The sequence below is a fragment of the Paenirhodobacter sp. CAU 1674 genome (assembly GCF_029222945.1).
Lineage (GTDB): Bacteria > Pseudomonadota > Alphaproteobacteria > Rhodobacterales > Rhodobacteraceae > Rhodobacter.
This window is the reverse complement of the sequence record NZ_JARHUH010000004.1, coordinates 90,569-102,593: the sequence shown is the minus strand read 5'-3', so window position 1 is coordinate 102,593 and position 12,025 is coordinate 90,569. Positions and strand designations below refer to the sequence as shown.

Below are 12,025 nucleotides of genomic sequence, written 5' to 3'. Positions count from 1 at the left end.
TGCCGCAGCCCCCCGGGATATTTAGACCAGAAAGAACAACATCCCTGTCCTTTCTTTCTGGCTCAAAGATCCCGGGGGTGAATTGGCCGCAGGCCAAGAGGGGGCAGCGCCCCCTCAGCGCGTCATGCGATTGGCAAATCCGCGCGCCACCGCGACCGCCAGAACGATACGCAACGCGTGATGGGCCGTGACGTAGACGATGCTCATCTGCAGCGACAGCGCGATCAGCGCCATTTCCGTCAGGCCGCCCGGGGCGAAGGCCAGAAACACCGCCGCCGGGGGTTCATGCACGAAATCGGCCAAGGCAAAGGCGCAGGCGGCGGCAAAGGTGATGGTCAGGGTGGTCGACAGCGCCGCAAGCCGCAGCGCCAGCCAGAACCGCCCGAGCGCCATGCCCGCGAACCGCACCCCCAGCGAGGTGCCGATCACCAGTTGTGTCATGTCGACCAGAAAGCGCGGCGGGCTGCCCTGGGCCAGCCCCGCCAGATGCACCGCCCCCGATAGCAGGATCGGCCCGGTGACCATCCCCGCAGGCAGCCGCAGCCGCCATCCGATCAGCGCGCCCAGAACGCCCGCGCCGATCAGCCAGGGCCAGTCGGCGGCCTGCATCGCGCTGCGTGTCAGCGTGGCGCCCCCGGCCGAGCCCACGGCATGGCCGGTCATCACCGTGAAGAACACCGGCACCGCGATGATCGTCACGATCAGCCGCAGGAATTGCAGCATGGTCAGCATTGCGACATCGGCGCCCCGCTCCTCGCCCATCTGCACGGTCTCGATCAGCCCGCCCGGCGCCGTGCCGAAGAACGCGGTGACCGGGTCGAGCCGCCCGGTCTTGCGCACGGCGCTGAAGCTCAGCAGATGCGCGGCGGGGATGAACAGCGCCAGCGCCAGAAGCGAGGGCCACCATTGCGCGGCTTCCTCGACGATGGCGGGGGTGAAGGTGGCGCCGATCGACACGCCGATGATCGGGATGAAGGCCATGCGGATCTGCATCGGAAACTGCACCGGGTGGCCCATCGGTCGCCCCCCCGCCAGGGCAACCCCGGCCACCGCCAGCAACGGCCCCAGCAGCATCGGCAGCGGCAGATGCAGGGCACGTCCAAGCAGCCCGCCGCCCAGGCCAAGCGCCAGCGTCAGCCCCAGCGTGGGGAAATGAAGACTGTCAGGAATGAAACGCATGATTTGCTGTTCGGGTTCGGCTGCGACACCCTGTCACCCTTGGCCCGCAGGGGCAAGGGGAGCGGTGCGCAGATACTCGGCCCGCCACGCCAGCCGCAGGATCAGCGCCCCCACCAGGGCCAGGGCAAATTCGGCCAGCCGCAGCAGTGTCAGAAACTGCAGCGCCGGAGGGGCCACGCCGCCTGCCTGCTGGCGCAATGTCGTCACCAGATGAACGTCTATCGCGGTCGTGAACACCAGCGCCGCCAAGAGCGCGAAACTCGATCCGATCAGCAGCCGCACCTGCCAGTTGGGCGCGCCCGACCCCAGCCAAAGCAACAGTGGGGCGCAGAAAAACAACTGGCCCGGGGCGACCTGCAGCCCCTGCCACAGCCGCAGGCGCAAGATTGCGGCAGGCAGATCTCCAGCCCCGGGCCAGAACAGGATTGTCAGAAAGAACCCGGTCTGCAGCGTGACGAACAGCGCAGCCAGAACCCAGAGCGTGCGGCGCATCACCAATGCGGCGGTTTCTGATCGGCCAGCGGGATTTGCCCGCCCGCCTCATATTCGCGCTCGGCCTCGCGTTCGAGCAACAGCCCCAGACGCCGCTCCAGCCGGGTGATTTCGCGCGCTTGCCGCGCCACGATCTCGGACAGGTCCTCGACGGTCTTGGTCAGATAGGCGATCTGTTCTTCGGATTTTTCCAGTCGATCCTGCATTCCGGCCCCCTCAGCCTTGGCTTGCCGTGCGGCACCCCTTCCGCTACACCCTCGCGCGAGACACGTTCAGGTGCAAGCCGGAGTAGACCATGGCCAAGGATAAAGCCCCCCGCCGCCCGCGCGCCGAAGCCCCCAAGGGGTTTCGCGATTACTTCGGCGCCGAGGTGACCGAGCGCAACGCGATGCTGGCGACGATCGCTGATGTCTACCGGGCGCATGGCTTCGATCCGCTGGAAACCAGTGCGGTGGAAACGGTCGAGGCGTTGGGCAAGTTCCTGCCCGACGTGGACCGCCCGAACGAGGGCGTTTTCGCCTGGCAGGACGAGGGCGGCGACTGGCTGGCGCTGCGCTATGACATGACGGCGCCGCTGGCGCGGGTGGCGGCGCAATTCCGCAACGATCTGCCCGCGCCTTACCGGCGCTATACGATGGGGCCCGTGTGGCGCAACGAAAAGCCGGGGCCGGGGCGGTTTCGGCAGTTCTATCAATGCGATGCCGATACCGTGGGCGCGCCTTCGGTGGCGGCGGATGCGGAAATCTGCGGCATGCTGGCCGATACGCTGGAAGCCGTGGGCATTCCGCGCGGCGATTACATCGTGCGGGTCAACAACCGCAAGGTGCTGAACGGCGTGATGGAAGTCGCGGGTGTTCTGGACCCGTCGGACCCCACAAAATTCGAGGCCGAGCGGGGCACCGTGCTGCGCGCCATCGACAAGTTCGACAAGTTCGGCGAGCCGGGCGTGCGTGCGCTGATGGGGGCGGGCCGGATGGACGAGTCGGGCGATTTCACCAAGGGCGCGGGTCTGACCGACGCACAGGCCGATGTGGTGATGGGCTTCATGTTCGCCAAGCGCGACACCGGCGCCGAAACCGTCGCGCGGCTGCGCGAGTTGGTGGCGGGCTCGGCATTGGGGCAGGAAGGCGTCGACGAACTGGAGCTGATCGCGAAACTGCTGGACGGGCAGGGCTATGGCCCGGATCGCATCGTCATCGACCCCTCGGTCGTGCGCGGCCTTGGCTATTACACCGGCCCGGTGTTCGAGGCGGAACTGACCTTCGAAATCCTCGATGAAAAGGGCCGCAAGCGCAGCTTCGGCTCGGTCGCGGGCGGCGGGCGCTATGACGATCTGGTCAAGCGCTTCACTGGCCAGACGGTGCCTGCGACGGGCGTGTCGATCGGGGTTGACCGGCTGCTGGCGGCGCTGCGCGCCAAGGGTCGGATCGGTGGAACCGCGCAGGGCCCGGTGGTGGTGACGGTGATGGACCGCGACCGGATGGGCGATTATCTGGCGATGGCGGCCACGCTGCGCCGGGCAGGGGTGCGCGCCGAGGTCTATCTGGGCAATCCCAAGAACTTCGGCAACCAGCTGAAATATGCCGACAAGCGCGAAAGCCCGGTGGCCGTGATCCAGGGCACCGACGAGGCACAGCGCGGCGTTGTGCAAATCAAGGATCTGGTTCTGGGCGCACAGATCGCAGCCGAGGCAACTGTTGAAGAATGGAAATCCCAACCGGCGCAATTCGAGGTGCGCTTGGATGAAATGGTTGAAAAAGTGAAACAGATCCTTGCACGGAACGAGGCCCGCTGATGGCTGGCAAGGCGCAGGCCCGCGGTGTAGGCGCGCGGATTCTGGCGGCGTTCCAAGCCGCGGGTGCGGTCGAGATCGCGCCCGACATCCTGCAACCGGCCGAGGCGCTGCTGGACCTTTACGGTGAAGATATCCGCGCGCGTGCCTATGTCACCGCCGATCCGATCCGCGGCGAGTTGATGCTGCGCCCCGATTTCACCGTGCCCGTCGTGCAGGAGCATATGGCCAACGGGGCCGAACCCGCGCGCTACTGTTATCTGGGCGAGGTGTTCCGCAAGCAGGATCATCGCGGCGCCGCGCGTGTCGCCGAATATATGCAGGCGGGCTACGAGGTCTTCGACCGGGTCGATCCCGAGGCTGCCGATGCCGAAGTGTTCGCGCTGATCCATGCCGCGCTGCAGGGGCTGGGGCTGACCGCAACGATCGGCGATATCGGTATCCTGCAGGCTGCGGTGGCGGGGCTCGATACGATCCCGGCGCGCAAGGTGGCGCTGATGCGGCACATCTGGCGCCCGCAACGGTTCCACAAGCTGCTGGAACGCTACGCGGGCATGGTGCCGGTGCCCGAAAGCCGCCGCGCGCTGCTGGAGGGCGTGCGCGCCGACGCGCCCTGGATCGGCCTGCGCGACCCGGCCGAGATGGAGGCGCGGATCGCCCGGTTGCGTCTGGATGCGGCGGCAGCGGCGATCCCGGCGGCGGATGTCGCGCGTCTGGACGCGCTGTTCGCCCTGCGTTGCGCCGCGCCCGAGGCCCCGGCGGCCCTGCGCGCGCTGGATCTGCCCGCGCTCGACCCGGCCGTGGCGCGGCTGGAACGGCGGCTGGCCGCACTGGACGCGCGCGGAATCGACCTGACCACCTTGCGCTTTGATGCGAGCCATGGGCGCAGCACGATGGAATATTACGACGGGTTCGTCTTTGCCTTCACCGCCGCAGATCCGGCCCTGCCGCCGGTGGCCTCGGGCGGGCGCTATGATGCGCTGACCCGGGTGCTGGGCGGTGGGCGCGAAATTCCGGCGGTGGGCGGCGTGATCCGGCCCGGGCTGCTGGCCGATCTGGAGGGCGCGCAATGAGCATCAAACTCGGGGTGCCGTCCAAGGGCCGGCTGATGGAACAGACCTTCGAGTGGTTCGCCGCGCGCGGCGTGGGGCTGCGCCGCACCGGATCGGATCGCGAATATGCGGGCGCCGTCGAAGGCGCGGCCGGGGTCGAACTGGTGCTGCTGTCGGCGGGCGAAATCCCGCGCGAACTGGCGGCAGGGCGCATCCATCTGGGGGTCACCGGATCGGATCTGGTGCGCGACAAGCTGGCCGACTGGTCGACCCAGGTGGCCGAACTGGCGCTGATGGGGTTTGGCCACGCCGATCTGATCATCGCGGTGCCCGCTTGCTGGTCCGATGTCGATACGCTGGAAGATCTGGATGCGGCGGCCCATGCCTTCCGCGCGGCGCATGGTCACCGGTTGCGGATCGCCACGAAATATCACCGGCTGGTGCGCGAATTCCTGACCCGCGAAGGTGTGGCCGATTATCAGCTGGTCGACAGCCAGGGCGCGACCGAGGGCACGGTGAAGAACCTGACTGCCGAGGCGATCGCCGACATCACCTCGAGTGGCGAGACGCTGCGCGCCAACCACCTGAAAATCCTGTCGGACGGGCTGATCCATCAGTCGCAGGCGACGCTGTTTGCCGCCCGCCATGCCGACTGGGCCGACGAGCGTGCCACCTTCGAGGCCTTTGCGCGGCAGTTGGGCGTTTCCGCGGATTTCTGAGGCCGGGGGTCAGCCCCCGGACCCCCGAGGTACTTCGGGCAAGATGACAAGGCCATTTCTTCTTGGCGCAAATACTCCGGGGGACGGCGAAGCCGGGGGGCAGCGCCCCCTGCGCGCTCAATATCCGCGGGTGCGGTCTACCAGATGCATCAACGGTTCGCCCGCCTGATCGCGGCGGATGTTTTCCGCGATCACCCGTGCGGCCGATGCGGGCCGGGTTTCGGCGGCGATATGCGGGGTGACGGTAACACGCGGATGGGCCCAATAGGGGTGATCGGCGGGCAGGGGCTCGATCCGGAACACATCGAGCGTGGCCTGCCCGACCTGCCCGCTGTCGAGCGCGGCCAGCAGCGCGTCATCGTCGATCAGCGTGCCGCGCCCGGGGTTCAGGATCGTGGCGCCCCGCGGCAGCAGCGCCAGCGTTTCGGCGTTCAGAAGATTGGTCGTTTCGGGGGTGTTGGGCAGGATCGTGACCAGGATTTCGGCCTGTTTCAGTGCGCGGCGCAGCCCGTCGGGCCCGCTTTCGCAGTGGATGCCGGGCAGGGATTTCGGGGTCCGGCTCCATCCCGTGACCTGAAATCCGAGCCCGGCCAGGGTCGTGGCACAGGCCGCGCCAAGTGCGCCAAGCCCCAGCACCGTCACCCCACGCTCGCGTGCCAGCGGCGGGGCGGTCTGGTCCCAGATCCGGTCGGGGTTCACGATATGGCGGTCCATCGCCAGATGGGCGCGCAGCACATGGCCGGTGACCCATTCGATCATGCCGCGCTCCAGCCCGTCATCGACCATCCGGCACAGCGGCTGGCTCAGCGTCGGGTTGCCGACCACGCGCTCGACCCCGGCCCAGAGGCTGAGCACGGCCCGGGCGTGGGTGAAGGGGGTGAAATCCTGCACCGGGCCGGTGGGGGCGTAGACGATGTAATCGACGGCATTGGGGGCCACTTCGTCGGGCAGCACCAGACGCGCGGGCAACCCGGCCTCGGCCAGGGCGGTGGTCAGGGCGGGCTGATAGGCGGGCCACATCTTGGGCGCGCCGGCATAGAGGATCGTCAGCATCTGTTACCTCGGGCGGTGGATATGAGCGCTTTGCACCAGCCCGAAGGCGGCCAGCAGGATCATCATCGCCGTGCCGCCGTAAGATACAAGCGGCAATGGCACGCCCACCACGGGCATCAGCCCCATCACCATCGCCATGTTGATCGCGAAGAAGAAGAAGAATGTCCCCGCGACCCCCAGTGTCAGCAGGCTCGAGAAACGGTCCTTGTTGCTAAGCGCGCTTTGCACCGAGACAGCGATGATCCCCGCATAGATCATCAGCAGGGAAAACGCGCCGACGAAGCCGAATTCCTCGGCCAGGGTGGTGAAGATGAAGTCGGTGTGCTTTTCGGGCAGGAAGTTCAGCCGGCTTTGCGTGCCCTGCATGAAGCCGCGCCCCGACCAGCCGCCCGACCCCAGTGCGATTTGCGCCTGGGTGATGTTGTAGCCCGCGCCCAGCGGGTCGGCGCCCGGATCGAGGAAGGTGTCGATCCGCGCATATTGGTAGTCATGCAGCAATTGCCAGTCGGTGCCGCGGCTTTCCAGCACGCCGAAGACCAGCGCCACCACCAGCGCGATCACCGTGCCGAAATACCAAAGGCTGACGCCCGCGGCGAACATCACCAGCCCGCCGCCCAGCACCAGCATCACCGCGGTGCCGAGGTCCGGCTGCGTCAGCACCAGAAAGGTCGGCAGCAGGATGATCGCCACCGGGATCAGCACCCAGAGCGGGCGCGAGACCTTGCTGATATCGAGCCAGTCGTAATAGGCGGCCAGAAACATCACCAGCGCGACCTTCATCAGCTCTGACGGCTGCACCCGGATCGGGCCCAGTTCCAGCCAGCGTTGCGCGCCCATGCCGATCGCGCCGAACAGATCCACCGCGACCAGCAGCAAGAGCGCGAAGATATAGGCCAGCGCCGAGACGTTGCGCCAGAACCAGATCGGGGTGAAGCCGACCGCCAGCATGGCGATCATGCCTGCGCCGAAGCGTTTCATCTGCGGCTCGGACCAGGTTTCCAGGTTTCCGCCCGCGACGGAATAGAGCATCAGGAACCCCGCGCAGGCCACTGCCGTCAGCAGCACGATCAGCGGCCAGTTCAGATACAGCACCTTGCGCAGGCCGGTCGGAACGGTCTTGAGGTTGCTTTCCAGATAACTCATGCGTCCCCCTCAGGCCCGGCTTTGGGCGGTGCCGACGGTGGCGGGATCGACCAGATCCATCTCTTCCTGCCGGGTGCGGATCGTGCCGCGCTGGTTTTCGGGATAGGCCGAAAGCGGCGGTAGCCCGTCGGCCAGTGCAAACAGCAGGATGTCGCGTGCGATCGGCGCTGCCGCGGCCGAGCCACCGCCGCCGTGTTCCACGATCAGGCTGATCGCATAGCGCGGGTTGTCATAGGGCGCATAGGCCACGAACAGCGCGTGGTCGCGTTGTTCCCAGGGCACGTCCTTGTTGTTCACCACCGCCGAGCGCACCTGCGAGGTGCCGGTCTTGCCCGCCATCTTCCATTCGCTGGCGGCGATACGCGACCCGCGGGCGGTGCCGTGGCTGCCGTTCATCACCGCATTCATGCCGCGGCGCACCTGATCGAGCATTCCGGGGGAAATATCCAGCGGCGGGGCCTCGGCGATGGGCGTCTCGACCCCGTCGCGTGACCGGATCAGCCGCGGCACCACGGCGCGGCCGCTGGCGATCCGCGCGGCCATCACCGCCAGATGCAGCGGCGAGGCCAGCACATAGCCCTGACCGATCGAGGCGTTGATCGTGTCGCCGATCCGCCAGTCCTTGCCATAGCGTTCCTGCTTCCAGGCCTTGGTCGGGGCCACGCCTTCGGCCACCGCCGACATCGGCAGATCGTGGCGCACGCCGACACCCAGCCGGTGCGCCATTTCGGCGATCTTGTCGATGCCGACCTTCTGCGCCACCTCGTAATAGAACACGTCACAGCTTTGCTCGAGGCTCTGGATCACATTGACCCGACCGTGCCCGGATCGTTTCCAGCAGTGGAATCTGCGCCCGCCCATCTCGATATGGCCCGGGCAATAAACGGTTTCCTCGGGGCCGATCACGCCGGCCTCCAGCGCGGCCAGGGCGGTCACCATCTTGAAGGTCGACCCGGGCGGATACAGGCCCTGCACCGATTTGTCGGCCAGCGGTCGGTGGTCGTCCTCGGTCAGGATCTTGTAATTGGCATTGGAAATCCCGCGCACGAACAGGTTGGGGTCGAACGAGGGCGCCGAGCTGATCGCCATGATGTCGCCGGTCTGAACATCGAGCACCACCGCCGCCGCCGATTCATCGCCCAGCCGTGCCAGTGCGTAATTCTGCAGGCGGTAGTCGATGGTCAGTTGCAGGTTACTGCCCGGCTCGCCTTCCTGACGGCCCAGTTCGCGCATCTCGCGCCCGGCGCTGTTCACCTCGACCCGGCGCTGCCCGGCACGACCGCGCAGATCGTCCTCCATCTTGGCTTCGACGCCAAGCTTGCCCAGCTGGAATTTCGGAATCCGCAACAGCGGGTCGGGATTGGCGATCTGGCTCAGGTCGTAATCCGACACCGGCCCGACATAGCCCAGGATATGCGCGAAATCGGGGCCGCGCGGATAGGCGCGCGACAGGCCGACCTCGGGGGTGACGCCGGGCAGGGCGGGGGCATTGACCGCCACGCGCGAGAATTCTTCCCAGCTCAGCCGGTCGGCCACCGTCACCGGCGCCGAGGGCGGGCGGCGCTTGATGTCGGCCAGCAGGTCTTCGGCATCGGCATCGGTCATCGGAATCAACCGGCGCAGATCGTCCAGAACCTTTTGCACATCGCCCGCATCCTCGCGGGTGATGGTGACGCGGTAATTCTGTTCATTGCCGGCCAGCAACACGCCGTTGCGGTCATGGATCAGCCCGCGCGCCGGCGGGATCAGCCGGATCTTGACCGAGTTGCCGTCAGCCAGCAGCCGGTATTCGTCGGCCTGTTCCAGCTGCATCTTGCGCATCCTGAGGCCCAGCACCGCGATGATGGCCGCCTGCGCCCCGCCCAGCATCAGCCCGCGGCGGGTCAGGGTCGAACGGCTTTCCAGCGCCTGTTTCTGCGAGCGTCTCATCGCCCCCCCCTCACAACCGATGCCCGAAGGCGTCCACTTCGCCGGGCGCGGCACGCCGCAGCCCGAAGGCCAGCTTCGACAGGGCCACCACGAAGGGATAGGCGGCCAGCGTCATCAGCAGGCGCAGCAATTCCAGCCCCAGCGGCGGCTGATCGACCATCACCAGCGCCAGCACCATCCGGTTGGCCAGCACCATCGCCACCATCAACCCGCCCATCAGGGCCAGTTCCAGCACAAAGGGCATGTCGCGCAAAGATACTTCGCGGGCGCGCAGGAATTCGGTGGCCGCCAGCACGATCAGTGTCCACAGCCCCGGTGCGCGCCAGAACATCAGGTCTTCCAGAAAGAACACCGCGACGATCAGCAGGGCAGGCACATAATCGGGGCGCCGCAACACCCAGGCCAACGTCATCGCCAGCGTCAGGTCGGGGCCCGGCACGCCATGCGACATCGGATTTACCGGCAGCAGCCGCAGAAACAGGATCACCGCCGCCAGCGCCACGAACAGCGCGCGATGCGCGATCCGGCGGGTGGTGAGCGGGTCAATCATTGGTGCCCCCTTCGGCGGCGGGCTGCACCGGGGCGGGCGGGATCAGCGGGCCTGCATCATGCAGCTGCTCGGCCGGGTGGCTGCGCAGGACCCGCAGGAAATTCAGCCGCTCGTAATCGGCAGACAGGCGCACCCGCAGCCGCCGGTCCTGCCCTTGCAGGATTTGTCCGACCAGCAGGCCGGCCGGAAACACCCCGCCATCACCCGACGAAATCACCCGGTCGCCCGGGCGCACCTGTTCAGGGCTTTCCAGAAAGTCGACCAGCGGGAAGGGGGCGTTGTCCCCGGTCAGGATCGCACGCTGCCCCGAGGGCTGAATGATGACCGGTATCCGCGAGGAACTGTCGGTCAGCAGCACGACGCGGCTGGTGGATCGGCCCACCCCGGATATCCGCCCGACCAGCCCGAGCCCGTCCATCGTGGCCCAGCCATCGACGATGCCATCGCGCGAGCCCACGTTCAGCAACACCGATTGCCGGAAGGGCGAGCCGCTGTCGGCCAGCACCACGCCCGAAACCGAGGTCAGTTTCGGGTCCAGCCGCACGTTGTTTTGCGACAACAGCTTCGCGTTTTGCTGCTCCAACTGAACGGCGGCTTCCTTCCAGGCCTTCATCTGCTGCAATTCGCGGCGAAGTTCCTGATTTTGTTCGTAGATCCGCGCGTAGGACTGAAAGCCGCCGACCATGTCCAGAACCTTGGTCACGGGCACCATCGCCCAGTCGAAGGTCGGCACGAAGCGGTCGACGAAGCCCGCGCGGAAGCGTTCAACCCGCGGGCTGTCGATGCGCCAGATCAGAAAGGTCAGCGCCAGCACAATCGCCAGCGCCGCAATCGCGATGCGGCGCAGCGGTCCTGCATAATCCTGATCGTCGCGGTCCCGGGCCAACGGCATCTCCCAAGGCGGGCCTCGGCGCCGAAAGGGCGCCTCAGCTGTCGTAGTCGATCACATGACGCAGTTGTTTTTCATATTCCAGCGCCTTGCCGGTGCCCAAAGCCACACAATTGAGTGACTGGTCGGCAATCGAAATCGACAGGCCGGTCTGTTCGCGCAAGGACAGGTCCAGCTCGCCCAGAAGGGCGCCGCCGCCGGTCAGCATCACGCCGCGGTCGACGATATCGGCGGCCAGATCGGGGGGCGTCGCCTCCAGCGCCTGCATCACCGCATCGCAGATCTGCTGCACGGGCTCGGCCAGCGCCTCGGCGACCTGAGCCTGGGTGATTTCGACTTCCTTGGGCACGCCGTTCAGCAGGTCGCGCCCGCGCACCAGCAGGCTTGCGCCGCGGCCATCGTCGGGCATGCGGGCGGTGCCGATGGTCGTCTTGATCCGTTCAGCCGTGCTTTCGCCGATCAGCAGGTTCATGTTGCGGCGAAGATAAGAGATGATCGCCTCGTCCATTCGGTCACCGCCGACGCGGACCGAGCGGGCATAGACAATGTCGCCCAGCGACAGAACGGCCACCTCGGTGGTGCCGCCGCCGATGTCAACGACCATCGACCCCGTGGGATCGGTGATGGGCATGCCCGCGCCGATCGCCGCGGCGATCGGTTCGGCAATCAGGCCTGCGCGACGGGCACCCGCCGACAGCACGGATTGACGGATCGCGCGTTTCTCGACCGGGGTTGCGCCATGGGGGACGCAGACGATGACCTTGGGCTTGGACAGGGTAGAGCGTTTGTGGACCTTGCGGATGAAGTGCTTGATCATTTCTTCCGCGCTGTCGAAATCGGCGATGACACCGTCGCGCATCGGGCGGATCGCCTCGATCGAGCCGGGCGTGCGGCCGAGCATCAGCTTGGCGTCCTCGCCCACGGCCAGAACCTGTTTCTTGCCGTCCTTGACGTGATAGGCGACCACCGACGGCTCGTTCAGCACGATGCCCTTGCCCTTCACATAGACCAGCGTGTTTGCCGTGCCGAGGTCGATCGCCATGTCGGAAGAAAAGATTCCGCCAAAAGTCGCCATCTGATGTCCCATCCCAATAAGCCGCCCCCGCGACTCGGAAACCGAGTCCGGTTTCCGCTCGTATAGGCAATGGGCCCCAAATGCGGAAGCCGATTCCCGAATCCTGGCCGGGCAAGGCGCGGCATTCCGCGCATGCGGCCCACATGACTTGA

Annotated in this window: 12 protein-coding genes; 3 read left to right on the top strand and 9 right to left on the bottom strand. The window is 66.8% G+C overall.

Annotation, left to right across the window (positions count from 1 at the left end; genetic code table 11):
* Positions 1 to 114 precede the first annotated feature (114 nt).
* Genes P2G62_RS07205 through P2G62_RS07195 form a run of 3 tightly spaced genes read right to left on the bottom strand, consistent with a single transcriptional unit; the run spans position 115 to position 1,877 of the window.
* Complete coding sequence (locus P2G62_RS07205) at positions 115 to 1,179, bottom strand: AbrB family transcriptional regulator (protein ID WP_275734203.1); 1,065 nt, start codon at positions 1,177 to 1,179, stop codon at positions 115 to 117.
* 33 nt (positions 1,180 to 1,212) lie between these two features.
* Entirely contained in the window at positions 1,213 to 1,671 is a 459-nt protein-coding gene (locus P2G62_RS07200; RefSeq protein WP_275734202.1) for a hypothetical protein, read from the bottom strand.
* Complete coding sequence (locus P2G62_RS07195) at positions 1,671 to 1,877, bottom strand: SlyX family protein (RefSeq protein ID WP_275734201.1); 207 nt, start codon at positions 1,875 to 1,877, stop codon at positions 1,671 to 1,673. The genes P2G62_RS07200 and P2G62_RS07195 overlap by 1 nt, the downstream gene beginning before the upstream one ends.
* Positions 1,878 to 1,966: 89 nt before the next feature.
* Between P2G62_RS07195 and hisS the strand changes: the two genes are divergently transcribed.
* From hisS to hisG, 3 genes are read left to right on the top strand one after another with little or no spacing between them, the layout of a single operon-like run.
* Complete coding sequence (gene hisS, locus P2G62_RS07190) at positions 1,967 to 3,466, top strand: histidine--tRNA ligase (protein WP_275734200.1); 1,500 nt, start codon at positions 1,967 to 1,969, stop codon at positions 3,464 to 3,466.
* On the top strand, positions 3,466 to 4,536 hold the full coding sequence (locus tag P2G62_RS07185) for an ATP phosphoribosyltransferase regulatory subunit (protein ID WP_275734199.1): 1,071 nt from the start codon (positions 3,466 to 3,468) through the stop codon (positions 4,534 to 4,536). The genes hisS and P2G62_RS07185 overlap by 1 nt, the downstream gene beginning before the upstream one ends.
* Complete coding sequence (gene hisG, locus P2G62_RS07180; protein ID WP_275734198.1) at positions 4,533 to 5,234, top strand: ATP phosphoribosyltransferase; 702 nt, start codon at positions 4,533 to 4,535, stop codon at positions 5,232 to 5,234. The genes P2G62_RS07185 and hisG overlap by 4 nt, the downstream gene beginning before the upstream one ends.
* 117 nt (positions 5,235 to 5,351) lie before the next feature.
* Here the strand turns inward: hisG and P2G62_RS07175 are convergent, their stop codons facing one another.
* The 6 genes from P2G62_RS07175 to P2G62_RS07150 are packed head-to-tail and all read right to left on the bottom strand — an operon-like array spanning position 5,352 to position 11,873.
* Positions 5,352 to 6,287: a glyoxylate/hydroxypyruvate reductase A gene (locus P2G62_RS07175; protein ID WP_275734197.1), complete on the bottom strand. Its 936-nt coding sequence runs from the start codon at positions 6,285 to 6,287 to the stop codon at positions 5,352 to 5,354.
* A gap of 3 nt (positions 6,288 to 6,290) precedes the next feature.
* Complete coding sequence (gene rodA / locus P2G62_RS07170; RefSeq protein WP_275734196.1) at positions 6,291 to 7,430, bottom strand: rod shape-determining protein RodA; 1,140 nt, start codon at positions 7,428 to 7,430, stop codon at positions 6,291 to 6,293.
* A 9-nt stretch (positions 7,431 to 7,439) separates the two neighbouring features.
* Positions 7,440 to 9,359 carry a penicillin-binding protein 2 gene (gene mrdA, locus P2G62_RS07165; protein ID WP_275734195.1) on the bottom strand — a complete coding sequence of 640 codons (1,920 nt, stop codon included), beginning with the start codon at positions 9,357 to 9,359 and terminating at the stop codon, positions 7,440 to 7,442.
* A 10-nt stretch (positions 9,360 to 9,369) separates the two neighbouring features.
* On the bottom strand, positions 9,370 to 9,909 hold the full coding sequence (locus P2G62_RS07160; RefSeq protein ID WP_275734194.1) for a rod shape-determining protein MreD: 540 nt from the start codon (positions 9,907 to 9,909) through the stop codon (positions 9,370 to 9,372).
* Complete coding sequence (gene mreC, locus P2G62_RS07155; RefSeq protein ID WP_275734193.1) at positions 9,902 to 10,795, bottom strand: rod shape-determining protein MreC; 894 nt, start codon at positions 10,793 to 10,795, stop codon at positions 9,902 to 9,904. The genes P2G62_RS07160 and mreC overlap by 8 nt, the downstream gene beginning before the upstream one ends.
* 40 nt (positions 10,796 to 10,835) lie before the next feature.
* On the bottom strand, positions 10,836 to 11,873 hold the full coding sequence (locus P2G62_RS07150) for a rod shape-determining protein (RefSeq protein ID WP_275734192.1): 1,038 nt from the start codon (positions 11,871 to 11,873) through the stop codon (positions 10,836 to 10,838).
* Between the last annotated feature and the right edge of the window lie 152 nt (positions 11,874 to 12,025).

What these genes read in the sequence shown, in the direction of transcription:
- P2G62_RS07205 (WP_275734203.1), bottom strand. Translation starts at nt 1,179, where the DNA reads ATGCGTTTCATTCCTGACAGTCTTCATTTCCCCACGCTGGGGCTGACG.
- P2G62_RS07200 (WP_275734202.1), bottom strand. Translation starts at nt 1,671, where the DNA reads ATGCGCCGCACGCTCTGGGTTCTGGCTGCGCTGTTCGTCACGCTGCAG.
- P2G62_RS07195 (WP_275734201.1), bottom strand. Translation starts at nt 1,877, where the DNA reads ATGCAGGATCGACTGGAAAAATCCGAAGAACAGATCGCCTATCTGACC.
- hisS (WP_275734200.1), top strand. Translation starts at nt 1,967, where the DNA reads ATGGCCAAGGATAAAGCCCCCCGCCGCCCGCGCGCCGAAGCCCCCAAG.
- P2G62_RS07185 (WP_275734199.1), top strand. Translation starts at nt 3,466, where the DNA reads ATGGCTGGCAAGGCGCAGGCCCGCGGTGTAGGCGCGCGGATTCTGGCG.
- hisG (WP_275734198.1), top strand. Translation starts at nt 4,533, where the DNA reads ATGAGCATCAAACTCGGGGTGCCGTCCAAGGGCCGGCTGATGGAACAG.
- P2G62_RS07175 (WP_275734197.1), bottom strand. Translation starts at nt 6,287, where the DNA reads ATGCTGACGATCCTCTATGCCGGCGCGCCCAAGATGTGGCCCGCCTAT.
- rodA (WP_275734196.1), bottom strand. Translation starts at nt 7,430, where the DNA reads ATGAGTTATCTGGAAAGCAACCTCAAGACCGTTCCGACCGGCCTGCGC.
- mrdA (WP_275734195.1), bottom strand. Translation starts at nt 9,359, where the DNA reads ATGAGACGCTCGCAGAAACAGGCGCTGGAAAGCCGTTCGACCCTGACC.
- P2G62_RS07160 (WP_275734194.1), bottom strand. Translation starts at nt 9,909, where the DNA reads ATGATTGACCCGCTCACCACCCGCCGGATCGCGCATCGCGCGCTGTTC.
- P2G62_RS07150 (WP_275734192.1), bottom strand. Translation starts at nt 11,873, where the DNA reads ATGGCGACTTTTGGCGGAATCTTTTCTTCCGACATGGCGATCGACCTC.